The organism is Solirubrobacter deserti, from assembly GCF_027587175.1.
Taxonomy (GTDB): domain Bacteria; phylum Actinomycetota; class Thermoleophilia; order Solirubrobacterales; family Solirubrobacteraceae; genus Solirubrobacter; species Solirubrobacter deserti.
In genome coordinates this window covers 34,037-53,944 of sequence record NZ_JAPCID010000038.1, presented here as the reverse complement: position 1 = coordinate 53,944, position 19,908 = coordinate 34,037, and the positions used below count along the sequence as shown (strand labels likewise).

The 19,908-nt window shown below is 72.1% G+C and carries 26 protein-coding genes; 15 read left to right on the top strand and 11 right to left on the bottom strand.

From position 1 onward, the window contains the following. Positions 1 to 42 precede the first annotated feature (42 nt). Both OJ962_RS23005 and OJ962_RS23000 read right to left on the bottom strand, forming a co-directional pair. On the bottom strand, positions 43 to 1,008 hold the full coding sequence (locus OJ962_RS23005) for an alpha/beta hydrolase (RefSeq protein ID WP_270006629.1): 966 nt from the start codon (positions 1,006 to 1,008) through the stop codon (positions 43 to 45). Next, positions 1,005 to 1,718 carry an alpha/beta fold hydrolase gene (locus OJ962_RS23000; RefSeq protein WP_202953285.1) on the bottom strand — a complete coding sequence of 238 codons (714 nt, stop codon included), beginning with the start codon at positions 1,716 to 1,718 and terminating at the stop codon, positions 1,005 to 1,007. The genes OJ962_RS23005 and OJ962_RS23000 overlap by 4 nt, the downstream gene beginning before the upstream one ends. A 148-nt stretch (positions 1,719 to 1,866) precedes the next feature. On the opposite strand from OJ962_RS23000, the gene OJ962_RS22995 reads away from it, so the two are divergent. Continuing rightward, positions 1,867 to 2,658, top strand: a complete 792-nt coding sequence (locus tag OJ962_RS22995) for an alpha/beta fold hydrolase (RefSeq protein ID WP_202953286.1) — start codon at positions 1,867 to 1,869, stop codon at positions 2,656 to 2,658. Here the strand turns inward: OJ962_RS22995 and OJ962_RS22990 are convergent. Beyond that, entirely contained in the window at positions 2,627 to 3,433 is an 807-nt protein-coding gene (locus tag OJ962_RS22990) for an isocitrate lyase/PEP mutase family protein (protein ID WP_202953287.1), read from the bottom strand. The two genes, OJ962_RS22995 and OJ962_RS22990, sit on opposite strands and share 32 nt — an antisense overlap. 48 nt (positions 3,434 to 3,481) lie before the next feature. On the opposite strand from OJ962_RS22990, the gene OJ962_RS22985 reads away from it, so the two are divergent. From OJ962_RS22985 to OJ962_RS22955, 7 genes are all read left to right on the top strand, one after another. Further along, a complete protein-coding gene (locus tag OJ962_RS22985) occupies positions 3,482 to 3,892 on the top strand; it encodes a helix-turn-helix domain-containing protein (protein ID WP_202953288.1) in 411 nt (136 codons plus the stop codon). Positions 3,893 to 3,912: 20 nt separating this feature from the next. Then, entirely contained in the window at positions 3,913 to 5,403 is a 1,491-nt protein-coding gene (locus tag OJ962_RS22980) for an Ig-like domain-containing protein (RefSeq protein ID WP_202953289.1), read from the top strand. Positions 5,404 to 5,460: 57 nt separating this feature from the next. Next, positions 5,461 to 7,449, top strand: a complete 1,989-nt coding sequence (locus OJ962_RS22975) for a diguanylate cyclase (RefSeq protein WP_202953290.1) — start codon at positions 5,461 to 5,463, stop codon at positions 7,447 to 7,449. Between the two features lie 62 nt (positions 7,450 to 7,511). Then, positions 7,512 to 8,438 carry a DUF6282 family protein gene (locus OJ962_RS22970; protein WP_202953291.1) on the top strand — a complete coding sequence of 309 codons (927 nt, stop codon included), beginning with the start codon at positions 7,512 to 7,514 and terminating at the stop codon, positions 8,436 to 8,438. Next, the gene (locus OJ962_RS22965) at positions 8,431 to 9,147 is read left to right on the top strand and encodes a PIG-L deacetylase family protein (protein WP_202953292.1); all 717 of its coding nucleotides are present in this window, start codon (positions 8,431 to 8,433) and stop codon (positions 9,145 to 9,147) included. Before OJ962_RS22970 ends, OJ962_RS22965 begins: the two co-directional genes overlap by 8 nt. Next, positions 9,144 to 9,755, top strand: coding sequence for a 4-carboxy-4-hydroxy-2-oxoadipate aldolase/oxaloacetate decarboxylase (locus OJ962_RS22960; RefSeq protein WP_202953293.1), 612 nt, complete (start codon positions 9,144 to 9,146; stop codon positions 9,753 to 9,755). The genes OJ962_RS22965 and OJ962_RS22960 overlap by 4 nt, the downstream gene beginning before the upstream one ends. Further along, a complete protein-coding gene (locus OJ962_RS22955) occupies positions 9,748 to 10,686 on the top strand; it encodes a VOC family protein (protein ID WP_202953294.1) in 939 nt (312 codons plus the stop codon). Before OJ962_RS22960 ends, OJ962_RS22955 begins: the two co-directional genes overlap by 8 nt. A gap of 3 nt (positions 10,687 to 10,689) precedes the next feature. Here the strand turns inward: OJ962_RS22955 and OJ962_RS22950 are convergent, their stop codons facing one another. From OJ962_RS22950 to OJ962_RS22940, 3 genes are all read right to left on the bottom strand, one after another. Continuing rightward, positions 10,690 to 10,827, bottom strand: a complete 138-nt coding sequence (locus OJ962_RS22950; protein ID WP_202953295.1) for a hypothetical protein — start codon at positions 10,825 to 10,827, stop codon at positions 10,690 to 10,692. A gap of 25 nt (positions 10,828 to 10,852) precedes the next feature. Next, positions 10,853 to 11,014 (bottom strand): hypothetical protein, encoded by a 162-nt coding sequence (locus OJ962_RS22945; RefSeq protein WP_270006628.1) that lies wholly within the window; start codon positions 11,012 to 11,014, stop codon positions 10,853 to 10,855. Between the two features lie 287 nt (positions 11,015 to 11,301). Then, the gene (locus tag OJ962_RS22940; RefSeq protein ID WP_202953297.1) at positions 11,302 to 11,883 is read right to left on the bottom strand and encodes a hypothetical protein; all 582 of its coding nucleotides are present in this window, start codon (positions 11,881 to 11,883) and stop codon (positions 11,302 to 11,304) included. 519 nt (positions 11,884 to 12,402) lie between these two features. On the opposite strand from OJ962_RS22940, the gene OJ962_RS22935 reads away from it, so the two are divergent. The 3 genes from OJ962_RS22935 to OJ962_RS22925 all read left to right on the top strand — a co-directional run bounded on the left by OJ962_RS22935 (position 12,403) and on the right by OJ962_RS22925 (position 13,279). Then, positions 12,403 to 12,603, top strand: a complete 201-nt coding sequence (locus OJ962_RS22935; RefSeq protein WP_202953298.1) for a hypothetical protein — start codon at positions 12,403 to 12,405, stop codon at positions 12,601 to 12,603. A gap of 107 nt (positions 12,604 to 12,710) precedes the next feature. Then, positions 12,711 to 13,142, top strand: a complete 432-nt coding sequence (locus OJ962_RS22930) for a hypothetical protein (protein WP_270006627.1) — start codon at positions 12,711 to 12,713, stop codon at positions 13,140 to 13,142. Continuing rightward, complete coding sequence (locus OJ962_RS22925) at positions 13,139 to 13,279, top strand: hypothetical protein (RefSeq protein ID WP_202953300.1); 141 nt, start codon at positions 13,139 to 13,141, stop codon at positions 13,277 to 13,279. Before OJ962_RS22930 ends, OJ962_RS22925 begins: the two co-directional genes overlap by 4 nt. A gap of 39 nt (positions 13,280 to 13,318) precedes the next feature. Here OJ962_RS22925 and OJ962_RS22920 read toward each other — a convergent pair whose 3' ends face one another. From OJ962_RS22920 to OJ962_RS22910, 3 genes are all read right to left on the bottom strand, one after another. After that, positions 13,319 to 13,516, bottom strand: coding sequence for a hypothetical protein (locus tag OJ962_RS22920; RefSeq protein WP_202953301.1), 198 nt, complete (start codon positions 13,514 to 13,516; stop codon positions 13,319 to 13,321). After that, complete coding sequence (locus tag OJ962_RS22915; protein ID WP_270006626.1) at positions 13,513 to 13,794, bottom strand: hypothetical protein; 282 nt, start codon at positions 13,792 to 13,794, stop codon at positions 13,513 to 13,515. The genes OJ962_RS22920 and OJ962_RS22915 overlap by 4 nt, the downstream gene beginning before the upstream one ends. 295 nt (positions 13,795 to 14,089) lie before the next feature. Further along, the gene (locus tag OJ962_RS22910) at positions 14,090 to 14,398 is read right to left on the bottom strand and encodes a metal-sensitive transcriptional regulator (protein ID WP_202953303.1); all 309 of its coding nucleotides are present in this window, start codon (positions 14,396 to 14,398) and stop codon (positions 14,090 to 14,092) included. A 322-nt stretch (positions 14,399 to 14,720) separates the two neighbouring features. Between OJ962_RS22910 and OJ962_RS22905 the strand changes: the two genes are divergently transcribed. From OJ962_RS22905 to OJ962_RS22895, 3 genes are all read left to right on the top strand, one after another. Further along, positions 14,721 to 14,942 carry a heavy-metal-associated domain-containing protein gene (locus tag OJ962_RS22905; protein WP_202953304.1) on the top strand — a complete coding sequence of 74 codons (222 nt, stop codon included), beginning with the start codon at positions 14,721 to 14,723 and terminating at the stop codon, positions 14,940 to 14,942. 9 nt (positions 14,943 to 14,951) lie between these two features. Next, positions 14,952 to 15,620: a DUF4396 domain-containing protein gene (locus tag OJ962_RS22900; protein WP_202953305.1), complete on the top strand. Its 669-nt coding sequence runs from the start codon at positions 14,952 to 14,954 to the stop codon at positions 15,618 to 15,620. A gap of 177 nt (positions 15,621 to 15,797) precedes the next feature. Continuing rightward, entirely contained in the window at positions 15,798 to 17,228 is a 1,431-nt protein-coding gene (locus OJ962_RS22895; protein ID WP_202953306.1) for an MFS transporter, read from the top strand. Positions 17,229 to 17,378: 150 nt separating this feature from the next. Here the strand turns inward: OJ962_RS22895 and OJ962_RS22890 are convergent, their stop codons facing one another. Then, on the bottom strand, positions 17,379 to 18,278 hold the full coding sequence (locus OJ962_RS22890) for a LysR family transcriptional regulator (protein WP_202953307.1): 900 nt from the start codon (positions 18,276 to 18,278) through the stop codon (positions 17,379 to 17,381). 64 nt (positions 18,279 to 18,342) lie between these two features. On the opposite strand from OJ962_RS22890, the gene OJ962_RS22885 reads away from it, so the two are divergent. Further along, positions 18,343 to 19,500, top strand: coding sequence for an MFS transporter (locus OJ962_RS22885; RefSeq protein ID WP_202953308.1), 1,158 nt, complete (start codon positions 18,343 to 18,345; stop codon positions 19,498 to 19,500). A 30-nt stretch (positions 19,501 to 19,530) separates the two neighbouring features. On the opposite strand, the gene OJ962_RS22880 is transcribed toward OJ962_RS22885, so the two are convergent. Then, positions 19,531 to 19,824, bottom strand: a complete 294-nt coding sequence (locus tag OJ962_RS22880; protein ID WP_202953309.1) for a hypothetical protein — start codon at positions 19,822 to 19,824, stop codon at positions 19,531 to 19,533. Between the last annotated feature and the right edge of the window lie 84 nt (positions 19,825 to 19,908).

The following is a 19,908-nucleotide window of genomic DNA, read 5'->3' as shown; positions in this document are numbered from 1 at the left end:
CCGCCCCCCCGCTCGTCAGGGGAACTCCCTAGTCGTGGGTCCCTAGGGGCCCAAGGTGTCCCGCAGGAAGGCGAGCGCCTGGGCGATCGCGGCGCGGGTGGCGTGCGTCCCGCTCAGCGGGTTGAGCATCATGAAGTCGTGGATCGCGCCGTCGTAGCGGACGGTCGTGACCGCGACGCCGTTCGCCCGCAGCCGCGCCGCGTACGCCTCGCCCTCGTCGCGCAGCACGTCCGCCTCGTCGACGATCACCAGCGCGGGCGGCAGCCCGGCCAGCTGCGAGTCGGCGGCCTGCAGCGGGGACGCGTACGCCTCCCGCCGGGTCTGCAGGTCTGGGGCGTACGCGTCCCAGAACCACGCCATCGCCTTGGCCGACAGGTGGTAGCCCTCTCCGAACTCGCGGTAGGAGCCGGTGTCCATGCCCGCGTCGGTGACGGGATAGAACATCGCCTGCGACACGAAGCGCACGTCGCCGCGGCCCTCGGCCATCAGCGTCAGCGCCGCGGTCATGCAGCCGCCGACCGAGTCGCCCACGACCGCCATCCGGTCCGGATCGAGCCCGTGCGCCGCGCCCTCCCGCACGATGTGGCGCGCGACGGCGTAGCCCTGCTCGATCGCGACCGGATAGCGCGCCTCGGGCGAGCGGTCGTACTCGACGAACGCGAGCGCGGCGTGCGCGCCGACGGCCAGCTCGCGCACGAGCCGGTCGTGCGTCGTCGTCCCGCCCAGCACCCATCCGCCGCCGTGCATGTAGAGGATCACGGGCAGCGTGCCGGTCGCGCCGGCGGGCCGGACGATCCGCACGCGCACGTCGCCGACCGCGGCGGGCACGACGATCCAGTGTTCGTCCACCTCCAGCAGCTCGATCGGCTCGGACTGGACGTCGTCGAGGACCTTGCGGGCGGCCTCGGGGTCGAGCTCGTAGATGAACGGCGGGTATGCGGTCGCGTCGGCGAACGCCTGCGCGGCCGGCTCGAGCACGACCCGCGTCTGCGTCACCGGCGCGCTCACGACGCCACCACGCGCAGCGCCGCGGCCTCGCGGATCATGTGGGCGGTTGCCAGCGGATGCGCGACGGAGATCGCGTGCGACGCGCCCGGGATCTCGACGGTCCGGTGCGCCCGCGCCCGCTCGGCCATGTGGTGCATGGCGGCCGCGGGGATGTTGCGGTCCTCCTCGCCGAAGATGAACCATGACGGGCACGTCTTCCACAGGGGCCGCTCGCCGGAGGGCTCGAGCAGGGCCTCCTGGGTGACGGGACGCTGCGTGACGGCCATCCGCGCCGCCTGTGCCTCCGGCACGTCGGCGGCGAACTGCGCGTGGAAGCGGTCGGCGGTGATGCGCAGGTCGGTGGTGCCGTCGCTGCGGCGGGTCATCTCCAGCGCGTCGCCCAGCGTGCTGCCGGGGTACTCGCCCGCGAGCGTGAAGCAGCTCTCACCCGGCGCGGGGGCGAAGCCGGCCACGTAGACGAGGCCGATGACATCGCCGACGTCGGCGACGTTGGTGATGACGGCGCCGCCGTAGGAGTGTCCGACCAGGATCACGGGGCCGACGACGCCGGAGACGACGTCGCTGACGGCGGTGGCGTCGGCGGCGAGGCCGCGCAGCGGGTTGGCCACGGCGATCACGGGATGGCCGCTGTCGAGCAGCGCGTCCACCACGCCGTCCCAGCTCGCGGACTCGGCGAACGCGCCGTGCACGAGCACGATCGTGGGTTCCATCAAGGGGTCCCTTCCGTTGGGTGCGGTTGCATCAGTGCTTGACCGGGCGGCGCGGGGCATCCGTGACAGCGCCGTGCCGCTGTCACAGAACGGCAGGGCCGGGCGGTCCCACAGGTGCCCGACCCACCACCGGAAGGAGCCCTTCCCCGTGCACCCGTTCGCACGCTCGCTCGTCACCTTCGCCGCCGCCACCGCGGCCGCGATCGCCCTCCACGCCGGCGAGGCCGCGGCCCGCACGCCGGCCAAGCCCACGATCGCGTTCGTCCATGGCGCGTTCGCGGACGCGTCCGGCTTCGGCGAGGTGACCAGCCGTCTGCAGGACCGCGGCTACACCGTCGTCTCCCCCGCCAACCCCCTGCGCGGGCCGGCGAGCGACGCCGCCTACGTCGCCAGCGCGCTGCAGCCGGTGAAGGGCCCGATCGTGCTCGTCGCCCACTCCTACGGCGGCGCCGTGGCCACGCCCGCGGCCAAGCTGGTGGGCAACGTCAAGGCGCTCGTCTACCTCAACGCGCTCGCCCTGGACGCCGGCGAGAGCAACTTCGGCATCATCGAGCGCTTCCCCAACCGCTTCGGCGAGGCGCTGCGGACGCGGCCGTTCCCGCTGCCCGACGGCACCGAGGGGACCGACTTCTTCGTCGACCCGGCGCGCTTCCGCGAGTTCTTCGCCGCCGACGTGCCCGCCCGGGCCGTCGCGCGGATGGCCAGCGCGCAGCGGGCCGTGTCCCTGTCGGCGGTTCAGGAGCCCGCGGGCGAGCCCACCTGGAAGACGATCCCGTCCTGGTATCTGATCGGTCGCCAGGACGAGGTCATCAGCCCCGCCGCGCAGCGGTTCATGGCCAAGCGCGCCGGCTCGCGCACGGTCGAGATCAACTCGTCACACGCGTCCTACATCTCCCAGCCCGACCGCGTCACCGAGTTGATCCTGCGGGCGGCGCGCTGAGGCTCGCCAGCTCCTCGCCGAACCGGGCCATCGCGTTCCAATGCAAGAACGGACCCCAGCTGATCCGGGCCACGCCCAGCGCGGCGAGCTCCGCGGGCGAAGGCGCCTGCGGGAGACGCACCACGTTGACCGGAACGCTCACCTGGGACAGCAACCGGCGGAGCGCGTCCGTGTCCCAGAGACCGATCGGGTACACGCAGTCGGCGCCGGCCTCGGAGTAGGCGTCCGCGCGCCGGACCGCCTCCGGGACGAGCTCCGCCAGCACGTCCGCACCGGCGCCCGCGAGCACGGGGGCGAAGAAGACGTCGACCCGGGCGTTGATGACGAGCGGGTAGCCGTCGGCGTCCGCGGCCTCACGGACCGCGCGCAGCCACTCGGCGTGCTCGTTGGCGTCGCGCACCGAGCCCGTGGCGTTGTCGGTGTCCTCGAGGTTGCAGCCGGCGGCCCCCGCGGAGCGCAGCATGTCGACGAGCTCCGCGGGCGGCAGCCCGTAGCCGCCCTCGGCGTCGACGGTGACGGGAACGTCCACCGCGCGCGCGATCCGCGCGGCGGCGGCGAACATCTCGTCGGCGGGCGCGCGCTCGTGGTCCTCGTGGCCGAGCGCGGCGGCCACGCCGGCGCTGGTGGTCGCGACGACGGGGAACCCGGCCGCGACGACGGCCCTCGCGGTGGCGGCGTCCCACGCATTGGGAAGCAGCACGGGCGCGCCGGGGCGGTGCAGCGACCGCAGCCGGTCGCACCGGGCGGACAGCTCGGTGTCGGTTGAGAGGCGCATGCGGCGAGCCTACGCCTGATTGGTGCGCGGGCGATAATGCGCCGCTCCATGCTCGCGGCCCCCAGCCTGGTGAACCGCGTCAGCGAGTGCGGCGCGCTCGAGGCGCTCGTCGCCGGCGTCCGCGGCGGCGAGAGCCGCGTGCTCGTCCTGCGCGGTGAGGCCGGCGTCGGCAAGTCCGCGCTGCTGCGCCACCTGGCGGCGTCCGCCGAGGGGTGCGAGATCGTGACGGCGTCCGGCGTCGAGTCCGAGATGGAGCTCGCGTTCGCGGCTCACGCCCGACACGCGCGACGACCTGACCCCGCAGGAGCTCCAGGTCGCGGGCACACCAACCCGGAGATCGGCTCGCAGCTGTTCATCAGCCCGCGCACGGTCGAGTACCCCCTCCACAAGGTCTTCCGCAAGCTCGACGTGCACAACCGGCGGGAGCTGCGCGCGGCGCTCGCCGCCACCGCTGCATGAAGAGGGAGTAGTGTCGGCTCATGAAGCGTTCGCTGCTGGTCGTGGGTGTGGTCGTGAGCTCCGGTCTCGTGGGTGCGGCGCCGGCGGGAGCGGCGACGCTGACGCTGGCCAACGGCACGTTGACGTACGTCGCGGGGGCCGGCGCGTCCAACAACCTGGCATTCAGCGGGGACGCCGCGCAGGTGATCGTCGAGCGGCGGATCGACACCGACGCCGACGTCATCGCCGGCGCGGGCTGCACCGGCGTGCCGGAGGGTGAGCGCTACGCGTGCGCGGGCGTCAGCCGGGTCGTGGTCGAGGCCGGCGACGGCGCCGACCGGGTCGACGCGCCGACCCTGGCGGTCCCGATCACCATCAACGGCGGCGAGGGCATCGACGCGCTCACGGGCGGCAGCGGCGCGGACGCGATCAGCGGCGGCCCGGGCGATGACCAGGAGCTCGGCGGCGGGGCGGGCGCGGACGTCGTCGACGGCGGCGTCGGCGACGACCTGATCGGCGGCGGCTCTGGCCCGGACGCGTTGGGCGGCGGCCCGGGCCTCGATCGCGTCTCCTACTCGAGCCGCCCCAGCGTGACCGTGACCCTCGACGGCGCGGCCAACGACGGCTCGCCGGGCGAGGGCGACAACGTCCTGGGCGACGTGGAGGACGTGACGCTCGCGACCACCGCGGACGGCGCGGCCAGCCTGATCGGGGACGCCGGCGGCAACTTCCTCGACGTCGACGGCGGTCCGGCGACCATCGACGGCGCGGAAGGCGCGGACGTCATCTATGGCAGCGACTACAACGACACCATCAACGCCCGCGACGGCTTCCCCGACCGCATCTACTGCAACGCGGGGACCGACACCGCGGTGCTGGACCAGTTCGACGTCGTCTCCGCCTGCGAGAACGCACCCGTGGTGGTGGTGGCCGGCGCCCCGACGCTCGACGACGCACCGCCGGTCCTGACCTGGACCGCCCCGGCGGCCCGCGTCAGGTTCCGCGGCGATGTCCCGCCGGTGCTGTCCGTGAACGCCAGCGACGACCGCGGCGTCGCCAAGGTGCAGTTCTACGACGACGACCGCTTCGTGTGCGAGGCGCTCGCGCCTCCCTACGCGTGCACGTACACGGTGCGTGGCGCGGATGTCGGCTCTAACACGCTGACCGCCGTGGCGATCGACGGCGCCCGCCAGCAGACCAGCGCCGTGCGCGTCGTCACCGTGACGCGCTTCCGGCCCCGGTTGTCGCTCACGCTGCGGCCGAGCCGTGACCGGCGGATGCCCTACCGGTTCGTCGTGCGCGGCCGGCTCGCCAGCGCCGGCGCCTGCTCCGGCCGCATCCGCATCACGGTCAAGTCCGGCCGGCGCACCGTGTCCGCGCGCCGCACCGCCCTCTCACGCCAGTGCCGCTACTCGATCGCGGTCAGTTTTCCGACGCGCGTGGCGGCCCGCCTGCGCTTCGGCGCGCGCTTCGAGGGCAACGCCAGCACGCTTCCGCGGTCCGCGAAGGTCAGGAGCGCGCGGCTCGGTTAGACGACGAAGTCTCCCTCGCTCACTCAAGACGGCGACAAGCTCGTCGATTGCTAGATAGTGGAGCTTCTTCGTCGTCCGTATCTCCAGACGTGGTTGCTCGCCGCCGCGGCGGCGAGCCTCGTCGCCGTTCTCCTGCGCGTCGTCGGCGTCCTTCCCCCGGGCCCCGGGGACAAGGCCTACAACGCCGTCGAGTTCCTGGTCGTGATCGTGTGTGGGCTGCGCGCCCGCGCCTCCATGGGCAGCGAGCGCACGGCCTGGGCGGTGCTGACCGTGGGGTTGCTCGGCTACGCCGCCGGCGACGTGTACTACACGGTCGCCCTCGAGGACCTGGACGCGCCGCCGTACCCGTCCTGGTCGGACGCGGGCTACCTGAGCATCTTCCCGGCGGCGTACGGCGCGCTCGTGCTGTTGCTGCGCGCCCGCGCCGGCCGCGTCTCCTCGGTGCTGTGGCTGGACGGGCTGGTGTGCGGGCTCACGATCGCCGCGGTCGGCGCGGCGCTCGTCTTCGGCGTCGTCGCGAGCACCGAGGGGACGTTCGCCACCGTCGCGACCAACCTCGCGTATCCGCTCGGGGACCTGATGCTGCTCGCGTTCGTCATCGCGGTCATGGCGATCACCGGCTGGCGCGTCGGCGCGGCCTGGGCGCTGCTTGGCGCGGCGTTCGCGATCTGGGCCGTCGGCGACGTGATCTACCTCTACCAGGCCGCCAAGGGGACCTACCAGGACTACACGCTGCTGGACCTCACGTGGCCCGGCGCCTACCTGCTGATGGGCGCTGCCGCTTGCCTGCCCGCCCGGCGCCTGGACGCGCGCCGCCTGCGCGGCGGTCTGCTCGTCCTGCCCGCAACGTTCACGCTGGTGGCGCTCGGCCTGCTGGTCGCCGACCACTACGTCCGTCTCAATCACGTGGCGATCTGGCTCGCCTGCGGCGCGATCGTCGCGGCCGTCGTCCGCTTCGCCCTGACGTTCCGGGAGAACCTGCGCACGCTCGGCGTCAGCGAGACCGAAGCGCTGACCGACGCGCTCACGGGCCTCGGCAACCGCCGGGCGCTGCTGCTGGACCTCGAGCGCGCGATCCGCGACGCCCGGCCCGGACGCGGTGCCGTGCTGGCGACGTTCGACCTGGACGGCTTCAAGGCCTACAACGACAGCTTCGGCCATCCCGCGGGCGACGCGCTGCTCGTGCGGCTCGGCCACAACCTCGCGGCCGAGATCGGCGGCCTCGCCCACGCCTACCGCATGGGCGGCGACGAGTTCTGCGTGCTCGCCACCCACCCGGACATCGATCCCGAGCGCCTCGTCAAGCAGGCGACCGCGGCGCTCAGCGAACGCGGCGAGCGCTTCACCATCGGCTGCTCGGCGGGCGTGGTCCTGATCCCGACCGAGGTCGCGGACGCCGCGGACGCCCTGCGCCTGTGCGACCAGCGCATGTACGCCGCCAAGGGCCGCGGGCGCCGCACCGCCGACGAGGCCGTCCACCACGTGCTGTTGCGCGTCGCCGCCGAGCACGACGGCGACCTGCGCGAGCACGTCGACGACGTCGCCCAGCTCGCCGAAGCCGTCGGCGAGCAGCTCGGCCTGGACTCCGCGGACCTGCTCGACCTGCGCCGCGCCGCCGCGCTGCACGACATCGGCAAGATCGCGATCCCCGACGCGATCCTGCACGCCCCGCGCGCGCTCGACGAGGCCGAGTGGCAGTACATGCGTCAGCACACGATCATCGGCGAGCGCATCATCGGCGCGACACCCGGCCTGCAGACCGTCGGCCGCATCGTGCGCTCCAGCCACGAGCGCTACGACGGCAACGGCTACCCCGACGGGCTCGCGGGCGAGGAGATCCCGCTCGCCGCCCGCATCGTCGCCGCCTGCGACACCTACGACGCGATCGTCACCGACCGCGCGTACCGCGCCGGCCGCTCCCCCGAGGAGGCGATCACCGAGATCCAGCGCTGCGCGGGCACGCAGTTCGACCCGTGCGTCGTGGACGCTCTCACGACCGCGCTCGAACGCCTCCGCCGGCGTGAACCGGCCGCCCACGTGCGCTGAGCGGCCGGCGCACACCGCGGTGACCGATGCGTCGTGCGCGCGGTCGGAGGAACATCCCGGCTGTGCCTGAGCACCCCGTCCCCTCTGCTCGCGCGCGGGAGCTCGTGCGTGGCGGCTTTGACCCGTACGTGCACGCGGCGCCGGACTTCGCCCCGCGCCGCATCACCGACCTCGAGCTGGCCGCCCGCCATCTGGAGCTCGGCCTGGCCGGCTTCGGGCTGATGTCGCACTACACGGCGACGGCCGAACGCGCGGCCGTGGTGAACGCCGCGGTCGGGGCGCCGATGGCCGTCGGCTCGATCGTGCTCAACCACGCGGTCGGCGGGCTGAACGCGACGGCGGTCGAGGTCGCCGCCCGCCAGGGGGCGCGTTTCGTCTGGCTGCCGACGGTCAGCTCAACGGGCGAGTTCGACAAGGTCGAGCGGGCGCAGCTGCACGGCAACGTCCCCGTCTGGGTGCGGTTCGAGCGCGAGCTGCGCGAGGCGGGCGCTCCGCCGCGCGCGGTGCCGGTGCTCGACGCCGAACGCGCCCCGCTGCCCGCGCTGCGCGCCGTGCTGGACGTGGTGGCGCGCCACGGGCTCGTGCTCGCGACCGGGCATCTGTCCCGCGACGAGATCTTCGCCGTCGTCGACGCGGCCGTCGACGCGGGCGTGGAGACGGTCGTGGTGACCAACCCGGAGTTCCCGTCGCACCGCGTCGGCCCGGCCGACCAGCAGCGGCTGGCCGAGCGCGGCGCGTTCTTCCAGCGGGCGCTGACCACGCCGTATACCGGCAAGTGCACATGGGAGCACGTCTTCGAGGCAACCCGCGCGGTCGGCGCCGCCCGCACCGTGTGGGGCAGCGACCTCGGGCAGGTCTTCAACCCGCCGGCGGAGGACGGGCTGGCCATCCTGGCCGACCGCTTCCTCGCGGCCGGCTTCAGCGAGGAGGAGATTCGAGTGATGGCTGTAGAGAACACGCGGCGGCTGGCGGGGCTCGACGGTGCCTAAGAGGGTCCAGGTCATCGGGGCCCATTCGGCCGACTTCGTCTGGCGGGCCGGCGGCGCGGTGGCCAAGGCGGTGGCGCTGGGCGGCGAGGCGGAGGTGATCGCGCTGTCCTACGGGGAGCGCGGCGAGTCCGGCGAGCTGTGGAAGGCACCGGACCAGACGGTGGAGAACGTCAAGCGGCTGCGCCACGCCGAGGCCGCGGCCGCCGCCGAGCACCTTGGCGCGTCGTTCCGCTGCCTGGACTTCGGCGACTATCCGCTGCAGATCGACGGGGATCGGCTGCTCGAGATCGCGGAGGCGATCCGCGCGTTCGGGCCCGACGTGCTGATCACGCACACCGACACCGACCCGTTCAACCCCGACCACCCGGTCGCCTACGCGGCGGTGGACCGGGCCCGCTCGCTGGCGGCGGGTGCCGGCGTGCCGAGCGCGTTCGGCACCGTCAAGCCGCCGCAGCTGTTCCTGTTCGAACCGCATCAGCCCGAGCTGTGCAACTTCACGCCGACCGTGCACGTGGACATCACGAGCGTGTGGGACCAGAAGGTGGCCGCCATGGGCGAGATGCAAGCCCAGCGGTACCTGCAGGCCTACTACGCGCAGCGCGGCGAGCAGCGCGGCAATCACGCGCGCCGCGCGTCGGGGCGCTCGGAGGTGCGCTACGGCGAGTCGTTCATGCGGGTGCTGCCGCAGGTCGTGGAGGAGCTGTCGTGAGTGTGACCGGCGAGCTGGCGCGGCTCGGCGCCGCGACCGTGTACGAGGCCTCGGGCCGTGAGGGCCTCGTCGACGCGGAGTTCAAGCGGCTGGTGCCGCGTTCGCGCGCGTGCGGGCCGGCGCGGATCGCGCTGTGCGCGCAGGACGACAACCTGATGGTGCACGCCGTGATGGAGCGGCTGCAGCCCGGTGAGGTGCTCGTGCTCTGCATGCCCGAGCCGCGCCCGGTCGCGCTGCTCGGCGACCTCCTGCTCACCCAGGCCGTCGCGCGCGGCGCGGCCGCCGTGCTCGTCGACGCCGCGGTCCGCGACAGCGAGGAGCTGTCCCAGATGGCCGTTCCGGTGTGGTCGCGGTGGATCCGCTCCCGCGGCGCCGCCAAGGAGACGGCCGGGCAGCTCGACGTGCCGGTGGTGATCGGCGGGTGGGAGATCCGCCCTGGTGACCTGGTCGTGCTCGACGCCGACGGCGTGACGGTGGTCGACGCCGCGCGCGCCGACGAGGTCCTGGAGGCGTCGCTCGCGCGCGAGGCCAAGGAGGCCGACAAGCGCGCGCAGCTGGAGGCGGGAGCGTTGTCGTTCCGGCTCGACGGGTTGGACGCCCGTGTCTGAGCTCGCGCACCTCGGCCCGGTGGAGCTCTTCACGCCGCGCTTCGACGAGAGCCTGGCCTTCTTCGTCGACATCCTCGGCATGGACATCGAGGCCCAGGATGGCCCGTCCACCTACCTGCGCGGCTGGGGCGACTACCAGCGCTGGTCGGTCAAGCTGACCGCGAGCGACACCAGCGGGATGGGCATCCTCGGGCTCCGCGCGTGGAGCCCGCAAGCACTCGAACGACGCGTCGCCGGCGTCGAGGCCACCGGCCTCGGCGTGGGCTGGACCGAAGGCGACCTGGGCCGCGGCCCGTCCTACCGCTTCCGCGATCCCGACGGCCACGTCTTCGAGCTCTACTACGAGTGCGAGCGCTACCTCGCCCCCGAGCACCGCGCGCCGGCCCACAAGAACGTCCCGGGCCGATACACCGGCCGTGGCTGCGCGATCAAGCGCCTGGACCACATCAACCTCCTCGCGTCCGACGTGCGCGCGAACCGCGAGTTCTGCGTCGACACGCTCGACTACCGCCTCTACGAACGCATCGAGCTCGACGACGGCTCCGAGGCCGGCGCCTGGATGAGCGCGACCATCGCCGCCCACGAGCTCATCTACACCCGCGACGCCCACCGCGCGCACGGCCGCCTCCACCACGTCGCGCTGTGGGTCGACACCCGCGAGGAGTGCATGCGCGCCGCCGACATCTGGGTCGACGCCGGCATCCCGATCGAGGCCGCACCTTCCAAGCACGCCATCGCCCAGGGCTTCTTCCTCTACGGCATCGAGCCGGGCGGCAACCGGATCGAAGTCACCACCGGAGGCCGCTTCGTGTACGCGCCCGACGAGCCGGCGGTCGTCTGGACCGAGCGGGAACGAGCCAAGGGCCAGGCCTGGGGCGTCAAGACCGTCGAGTCCTTCCACACCTACGGCACGCCACCCGTCGACGCCTAGCGCTCACCGCGCGCCGCCGAGCCACACGCCGGCCGCGGTGAACACGAGGCCGATCAGGAGCAACATCACGATGCGACCTGCGCCGAACCTGGCTCGGTCGATGCGCGCGTGCTCGGGCTTCGCGGGGCGGCGCCGGAGCAATTCGCCATCGACGCTCAGGGCGTCGTCAGCGCCGTGACGGCGCTGCGCGGTATCGGCGGTCGGCCGACCGCCGCGTCGTGGCGGCGGGCAAGACGCTGACCAGTGTGAGCGTGCCGATCGAGCAGACGAGGCCGAGCACCCATGCCCCGGCGCCGAGCGAGTCCACGAGCACCGCGAGGGCGACCACTATGGCGACGATCGCCGCGCACGTCAGGATGCGCTCGACAGGCACACGCTGCGGACGCGGGGATGGTCGGGCACTGCTTGCGCGCGGCCCGCGCTGCACGGCACGGGCTCTACGGCGTTCGTCACGCTCGGCCACAGGGTCCCAGCGCGGCGGTGCCTCCGGTTCTTGCGCGGCTTGTGGCGAGAGCGGCTGTGGCTCCCCGTTGGACGGCTTCGTATGCATGTCAACGACCTTCCTGAGGGCGCTCGCCGCTTCGGCGCGCACCGCTTGTCGGCTGGGCCTGAGGGTCAGGACCGATCGCCGATTCCTGAGTCGCGCCGCCAGGAACGCCAGCTGGCATCGACCCGGTCGTGGAGGTCTCGCAGCTCTGCGGAGCCCAGGAGCGAGGGGTCCTCGGCTGCGAAGACCGCGTCGGCCAACAAGAGTTGCACCAGCTCCCGCAGGTCGGCCACAGCTTCGAGGGCGGTGACGGCCGCGGCGATCGGCGCAGGGTCGACGTCTGCCGGAATCAACCGAGCGACGACCCGCGGTTCGGGAAGCCGCTCAAGGCCTTCGCGAACCAGGTCTGGCTCCCAACCCGTCAACTCGACCAGCCGCTCGAACGGGACGCCGGACGCCGCCGCCCTCCGCAGCGTGAACGACACAAGGTGCACGGATCGGGCGAGACCCTTGACCGCCACGTGCTGACCGGCCTGCGGAAGGCCGGGCATCTCCAGGGACGCCAAGGCCTCGCGGTGTCGCTCGGCAGCGGCGGCCAGTTGCCGTTCAGCTTCAAATCGAGGTTCGTGCGTCTGCTCGGACGGGATGACGGATGTCATGTCGCCGTCCTTTGCCGCAGCACCGTCGGATGCCAGCAGTCGGTCGCGCATGAGGTCAGCGCTCTTTCCCGAGGGCGGCCGCCCGTCAGGCGTACGCTGGCTCGCTCGTGGGACGGCGCTCCGCTCGTGAGCGAAGCGCCTGGCCGCGACTATATCCCCTGAGTCCTCACCGCTCTGGCACCGCTAGGGAATGCCAGGGGGTCTATGCTCGTGATACGCGCAGGCACGCCCCTTCGCCTGTCGCGTCTCTGGTCACTCTGAAGGAGCTCAGATAGGAGCACCGATGCTTGACCGACACACACCGCGGCTCTGCAGCGGATGCAGCGCGCCGATGGCGCGGCAGTCCCAGCGATGCTGGCGCTGCCACACCGACAGCTCGGAGCCGGCTGGGCCCCCGCGCCGATCGCTGCAGGAGAGCACCACGCATGTCCTGAGCGCCCGGGCACGCAGACACGCCGACGGACTCCGTCGCGACCGGACGGCCGTCAAGCGCCGGCTCGGCTTGCCGAAAACCACTGCCTGATGCCGCACAGCCCGTAGATCACGAGTCAGAGAACCCAGGAGGACGAATTGGCAGACAAGCAAGCAGCAAAGCTTCGCCGGCGCAACAATCGCGAACAGCGCGAACTCGACAAGTCGGCACGCACAGGCGACTCTCCGGCCCAAAAGGCCGAACAGGCGCGCAGGGCCAACGAAGCAGCCGCCGACGGAAAGCTGAACGGATCCGGGCGTGCTGCCGCACGACCCGACATCACCGAAGGCGGGGAGTAGGCTCCCTGGCAAGCGCTTGGGTTCCTCTTCTCCTCGGCGTCTCCATTTCAAGAAGGGGCAGGAAGCGAGGCCGACATGGCCGCGAGCGTCAACGCAGGAGCCGTCGCATGAAGCGCTCCACCAGAACCTTTCTCCGGCACTTCGGTCGCGGCCGGGGCGACGCCGCCGCAGACGGGAGCCAGCCAGCAACCGCGGCGCTCCGTGAAGCCGGCGCGGGGTCCGGGCCGGTGACCACCCGCTACGACAAGCTCACCGTCGATCAGGTGCTCGCGCACTTGGAGGAGCTGGCCCCGCGCGACCTGGCTCGGCTCGGAGATCACGAGCGCAGCCACCAGAACCGCGTCACGGTGTTGGCCCACATCGACGCGCGGCTCGGTCAGGAGCCGTGGCCAGGCTACGACGCGCTCGACGTGGACGGCGTCCGGTTCGGGCTCGACGGCGCGGAACCCGAGCGGTTCGTCATTGTCCTCGCGTACGAACGGGCACACCGGAACCGAGCCGGCGTCGTGCTGGCTGCGCAGCAGACCCCGACGCGGTGACGTTCGCGGTCGACCACGGCAACAACCGCTGGGGGAGGCGGCTACTCGGCGCGCACGACCAGCGTGATGCCCGAGAAGCCCTGCTGCTCGAATGGTGCCGCAGCAGCGAACAGCGCCTGCGTCAGCAGGCCATCTGACGGTTCGTGCTGCGGCGCTCGCCCACCTCGGCGAAGTCGTCAGCGATCCTCTTGACGATGCAGGTCGCGCATTTCGCGGCGAGCGCGCTCTGCGGCCTCACCCATCACCACGGCCTCCTTGGCGTCACGCCGGCGCATGGCGGCGGCCTGCGCGATCTCGTTGCTGCGTGCGACTTCCTGCAGGTGCGCCCGGTATGCGGCTTGGCCCCGAAGTGGCTCGGTCTGCGACTTCTTCATGACAGTGAGCCCAGTGCCGCCGCCGGAAGGACGTACCGACCCGGCGTCCGCCCACCGAGCGGGGGCGCGTCGCGCCGGAACGGGTGAAGCCCTTCGCCTGGGCGATCGAGCGTCACAACCTCAGGCTGGCCGCCGTTGTCGATGACCCACGCCTCGATCGCCGCGGAGCTCTTGCCCTCGGCGATGATCGCGGCACGCTCGATGACCGCGCCACCCTGCCCGTCGGGCCGCGACAGGCGCCGCACGACCGCGCGGATCGCCGCTTTGGAATCGTGCAACTCGCTCGAACTACTGGCGGGCATGCGCCCTCCCTGCTCGGGGCGACAACCGGCGCCGCGCGTCGCTACGGCTGGGCGAGGTCGTCTGCGTTGTCGCGGAGACCTCCGCGACTAGCCCGAACACTACCGCAGCCACTCCAGCCGCTCGCCCACAAGACCCAGCGCAGTCAGATCCCGCCCGTCAGCGCCGGCCAGTGTTGACGGCCCACGAGCACCAGGAGTGCCGGAGGTCGTCGACGATGGGCCGGGTGACGCGGTCATCCGCGACGTGATCGTTGACGATTTCGGCTGAGACTTAGCCGCGGCGCATGAGTCGGCCCACGGCCGCCATCAGCTCGTCGGCCTTCTCGGCCTGCTGGTCCGGCTCGACGCCGATGACGCAGTGGCGGGCGTGCTCGTCGAGCAGGCCGAGCGCCACCTTGTCGAGCGCGGCCTGGATCGCGGAGATCTGCGTGAGCACGTCGATGCAGTAGCGGTCGTCCTCGACCATGCCCTGGACGCCGCGGACCTGACCCTCGATGCGGCGCAGCCGCTTCTGGAGCTGGTCCTTGGTTGCGCTGTAGCCGCGAGTGGGCGTTGTCTGCTGGGCGTCGGTGGCGGCCATTGCGGAATCTCCGGGAGCTGTCGTGGTACCACCACTATACCCGCTGGGGGTACTTTTACGGGGCTCACCTAGGCATATCTCCGTCGCGTGACAGGAAGAAGACGATGAGCCAGATCTCCAGCGAATCGCCCGCGAATACGGGCAGCGATACGGGCGACCACGGCTCCGGCCACGGCTGACCCGGGGCCCAGCAACGGCGGCGGGACCCGCTCCCGTCGCCGTTCCCTGGCCGCAGATACCCCCCTGGCGTATTTGACACCAGCGGGTAGAAGGTGTTACGGTTCGCCGCGCCAATACCCCCTCCCCGTATTTAGGAACCCACATGACCGAAACCACCCACGTTGACGAGTCCCGCGAGTACAGGGTCACCGGTATGACGTGCTCGCACTGCGCCGCGTCGGTCCGTGAAGAAGTCGCCGAGCTCCCGGCCGTGCGCACGGTCGACGTGGACGTCGCCGCCGGCCGATTGGTGGTGACCGGCACCGATATCGACGACGACGCCATCCGCGCCGCCGTCGCCGACGCCGGGTACGAGGTCGTCTAGGCGCGCGTCATGGAGGCCCACGCGCAGCACGGCCACGCCAGACACGAACATCACGGCGGGCACGAGCACCACGAGCTGCCGACGTCCGGCCGAGCGCTCACCAACACCGCGATATCCGCGACACTGCACTGCCTGACCGGGTGCGCCATCGGCGAGATCCTGGGCATGGCGATCGGCACAGCGCTGGGCTTCTCGCGGTGGGGCACCGTGGCGCTCGCCGTTGGCCTCGCGTTCCTGTTCGGCTACGCGCTCACGAGCCTGCCGCTGCTGCGCGCGGGCCTCGCCGTCAGCGCCGTGATCCCGATCGCCCTCGCTTCGGACACCTTCTCGATCGCGGTGATGGAGATCATCGACAACGGCGTGATGCTGCTCGTGCCTGGTGCCATGGAAGCCGGACTGGGGTCCGTGTTCTTCTGGGGCGCGCTCGCGTTCGCCCTCTCGGTGGCCTTTGTGGTCGCGCTGCCAGTCAACCGCTGGCTGATCGCCCGCGGCAAAGGCCACGCCGCCGTCCACCGCACGGGCATTCACGGCGGGCCGAATCCTCGAGTGGTCGGCGTCATCCTCGCAGTGGCGTTCGTGTTCGGCACCACCGTCCTCGCCATCGAGGCGCTCGACGGTGACGACGGCGGCCACCTCGGCGAGCCGCACGCTTCCCTCATGCTCGGAGCCCAGTGGTGACTGAGCGTTGGTTCCGTCGCTGGGCTGCTCGCGCGGGCGCGAGCGGTTGCGGCCGATGCGCCGTGGCCGTCTAGCGCCTTAGCGCGCCAGACGGCCGGCCGGGTCCGCACCCGGCGCGTCGCACGCATCCACTCACTCCTGCGGGCCGGCCTCCCCACGGCCCAGAAAGGCTTCCTCATGCAGACCGCACATCCGCGGCGCTGGACGGCCCTTGCCGTCATCGCGCTCGCGCAGTTCATGGTGATCATGGACACCTCGATCATCGGCGTCGCCCTTCCCGAGATCCAGGCCGACCTCGGATTCACACCGGACTCCCTCTCGTGGGTGTTCAACGCCTACGTCATCGCCCTCGGCGGCCTGCTCCTGCTCGGCGGCCGCCTCTCCGACCTCCTGGGCGCCAAGCGCATATTCAGCCTCGGCTGGCTCGTCCTCGCCACGGGGTCCCTCGCCGCCGGACTCGCTGACTCCACCGGGGTCGAGATCACGGCCCGCGCCGTCCAGGGCGCAGGCGCCGCGCTCATCGCGCCGTCAGCCCTCACCCTCCTGATGATGCTCTTCGGCAACCAACCCAAAGAGCTGATGAAGGCGTTCGCCATCTACGGCGCGGCCGCCCCCGCAGGCGGCACCGCCGGCGTGTTCCTCGGCGGGGTCATGACCGAGTGGATCTCCTGGCCGTGGGTCTTCTACATCAACATCCCGATCGCCCTCGGCGTCCTCGCCGTCGTGCCCGGCCTGATGCCCAGCGCTCCCCCGCGCCGCGGCTCGATCGACTTCGCCGGAGCCCTCACCGCCACGGCCGGTCTCGCCCTCACTGTCTTCGGCGTCGTCCGCGCCCCGGAGCAAGGCTGGAGATCAGCCGCCACGCTCGCGAGCCTCGCCGGCGGCGTGGCGCTCCTCGGCCTCTTCGTCGTCGTTCAGGCCGCCCGGCGAGAGCCGCTGATGCGGCTCGGCATCTTCCGCGCCCCGAACCTCGGCGCCGCCAATGTCGTCCAGCTGCTGCTCGGCGCCGCGTGGATCCCGATGTGGTTCTTCCTGAACCTCTACCTGCAGCAGGTCCTGGGGTATGGCGCGTTCGAGAGCGGGGCGGCGCTCCTACCGATGACGGTCACGATCATGGTGCTGATGGTCGCGGTTGCGCCGAAGGTCACCGCTCGGTACGGCCCCAAGTCGCCGATCGTCGCCGGCTTGCTCCTCCTCGCCGCCGGTATGACCCTCATGGCGCTGGTGCGACCGAACGGGTCCTTCCTGGTGGACGTGCTCCCGGCCTCTCTGATCGCAGCAACCGGGATGAGCCTCGCGTTCATCCCGTCGCTGGGTACCGCGATCCAGTCGGCCAAGCCCGAGGAGGGCGGACTCGCCTCGGGCATCGTCAACACGAGCTACCAGGTTGGCTCCGCCCTGGGCCTTGCTGTCATGACGGCGCTTGCCACCAGCCAGGGCGCCGACCATCTCGGCAACGCCAGCGCCCTGACCGACGGCTACTCAGCCGCCTTCCTCGGCGCAGCCGGCATCGCGCTGATCGGCGCGCTCGCCGCGATCGCGCTCGTCCGCATTCCCAAGACGACCGCCGCCGAACCGTCCGAAACCCCCGAGGCCATCGCAGCCTGATTACCGTGCCCGGCGTCGCCGGGCACGGCTGTACCGCGCGGCGACGACCGGCGAGCAGCAAGACACCTCGTTCGGGTCACGTTGTCGGGGCTCGACCCGCGCGGAGCAGCTCAAGCGGCGCTGCGGCATTGACGCTGTCGCCGGGCTGCTTCAGCGCGCTAGCGGGCCTGGAATTCCCGGCCACAAGAATCGGCCTCGCCTTCCAGGTCGCGCCTTACAAGCGCTCGCGAGGACGTCGAGAAGCCGGCGCATGGCCGGCGAGCGAAGTGATTCGGCGCGCACGGCAACCGAGAGCCGCCGCGCGGCACGATGATCACCCACCGCACGCGCCGGCAGGCGCAGCGACGTCGATGTGCATGAGGGCCACACGGCGACGCCGTCACCGCGCGCGACCAGCCCTTCGGCGTGCACGAGCGAGGCCGCCATCCGCTGCGACCCGCCGGATTCGGCGAAGCGTCCTCCGCAGTCCGGGTGCGGGGGCGAGACGACGTCCTCGCCGCGAAGTGCCTCGAGCTCGAGCGCGTGGCCGGTGAGCAGACGATGGCGAGACGGCAAGAGCACGACGTACGGTTCGAGCAGGAGGTCGAGGACTGCCAGACCGTCTGGGCGGTCGTCCGGTCGCCACTCGGTGATGACCGCCGCCTCCGCCTGCCCGTCGGCCACCACTTGTAGCTCACGGCACGCTTCGAGCGTCCTGGGCCTGAACGCCTGGGAAAGCTCGGCCGGCATTCGGTCCAGCAGCCTTGGGACCAGCCAGCCCTCCACGCTGGCGAGCACACCGAGAACGGGCCCAGATTCGCTCGCGGGCCGCTGGAGATCCACGAGCAGCCGCACGACCTGCCGCGCACGAGCGACCAACGCCTGCCCGTCCCGAAGCAGCACGCTCCCGTGCGGTCCTCGACGGACAAGCGACTGGCCGACCTGGCGTTCAAGGCGCTGCAGTCGGCGCGTGACCGCCGGCTGCGACGAGTTCAGCGCACGGGCGGCGGCCGCGATCCCACCATGGTCGGCGACGGCGATCAGCGCTTCGAGATCGCGTGGGTCGAACATCGTCACGAAGCTTATGCCCGATTGGCATACCCGGGTGGGGCATACCGCTTCAGCCTCGGTTCCGATGAACGCGACGCTGAGGACGGCAGGACAACTCGCCGGCGCACCCGGCCTGCTCGTAGCCGTCGGGATCGCGCGGCTCGGCGTCCCAGCGCTCAGCCTGGCGATGCTCCTTGCGGCGCGCGACGCGTCGGGCAGCTACGGCGCCGCCGCACTGGTCAGTGCGGCGTTCGCGATCGCAGCGGCGGCCTCGCAGCTGCCGTGGGGACGCCTGGCCGACCGTCACGGCGCGCGCCCGGTCCTCCAATGCCTCGCGATCGGGCAGGGACTTGCGCTCGTCGCGTTCGCAGCCCTTGCACACCGTGAGGCCGGGGTGGCCGCCATGGGCATCTCCGCCGCGCTGGCCGGCCTGTGCTTCCCGCCGATGGGGACGGTGAGCCGTGCAGCCTGGCAGCAGACCCCTGACGAGGAGACTCGCCGCGCGTTGTTCGCGCTCGACGGCCTGACCACCGAGCTGACCCTGATTCTCGGGCCGCTCCTCGCGAGTGCGCTTGTCGCCGCCGGCGGCGGGCCCGTCGCCGTCGCAGTTGGCGCAGCGATGGTCGTGATCAGCGTGATGGTCGGCGCGCGGTCCCGGCTGTTGCCGTCGGGAGGCACCCACCCCCTCCCTTCGGGCCTCGTCGGCTTACCGCCACGGGCGCTGGTCGTCTTGCTTGTGGCCACGGTGGCGATGGCGGCTGCGCTCGGCGCGGCGACGGTCTCCGGAGTCGCGCTCGCCGACCGAGCCGGGTTCCCGGAGGGCTTGCCGCTGACGCTCATGGCGGCCGGAGGCGTCGTCGGCGTCCTGGCATGGAGCTCGCGCCCGGTGGCGCTCAGTCGACGTGCACAGCTCATTTGCGGGCTGGTGCTGTACGCCACCGTCGTCGCGGGAATCGGGATCGCACCGACCGCCCTGGCGGTGCTGCTCTTCGTCGTAGCCGGCGGTTTGATGGCACCGTGCGACGCGCTTCAGGCACAGCTGTGCGGTGAGGCGGCTCCGCCCGTCCGCCTCTCCGAGAGCTTCGCGTGGCTGAACTCGGCGAACTGGATCGGCTACGCCGGCGGAACGGCGATCTCCGGTCCGCTGCTGGATCAGGCCGGCATTTCGGCCGGCTACTTGGCCTGCGCGGTAGCCGCCGTCGCCGCCGCCGCCCTGCTCACGCTGGCACGACCTGACCCGTGAGCGACCGCCGAGGAAGCTCGTGGCGGCCGCTCAACTCCGGGCCTTCACCGCCGTCACGATGTCCGCGATCGCCCGGCCGGAATCGGCTGCGTCCGGCCTTGTCCTTGACGAGTGAGGCGCGTGTCGAGCCCGCACGGTGCGGTGGGCAGAGGTGGTCGACAGCCGCGCCAGGTCGTCCTGCTGGGCAGCCCACTCTGCCCGCGAGCCGGTGGCGGCGGTGACGACGCTGCGCGGGCGGTCGCCGAGGGTCGTCAGCCTGGCGGCGCGGTTCAGCGCGGGCGGCGTTGCCTCGATGTCGCGAACGAGCAGCGCGGCCTGGCTCACCGGCTCGCCGTCACGGGGATCGAGGAAGAGCCCGCGCGAGGCGAGCGACTGAACGCCATCGACGGCGAGAACGAGGGGCGTCTC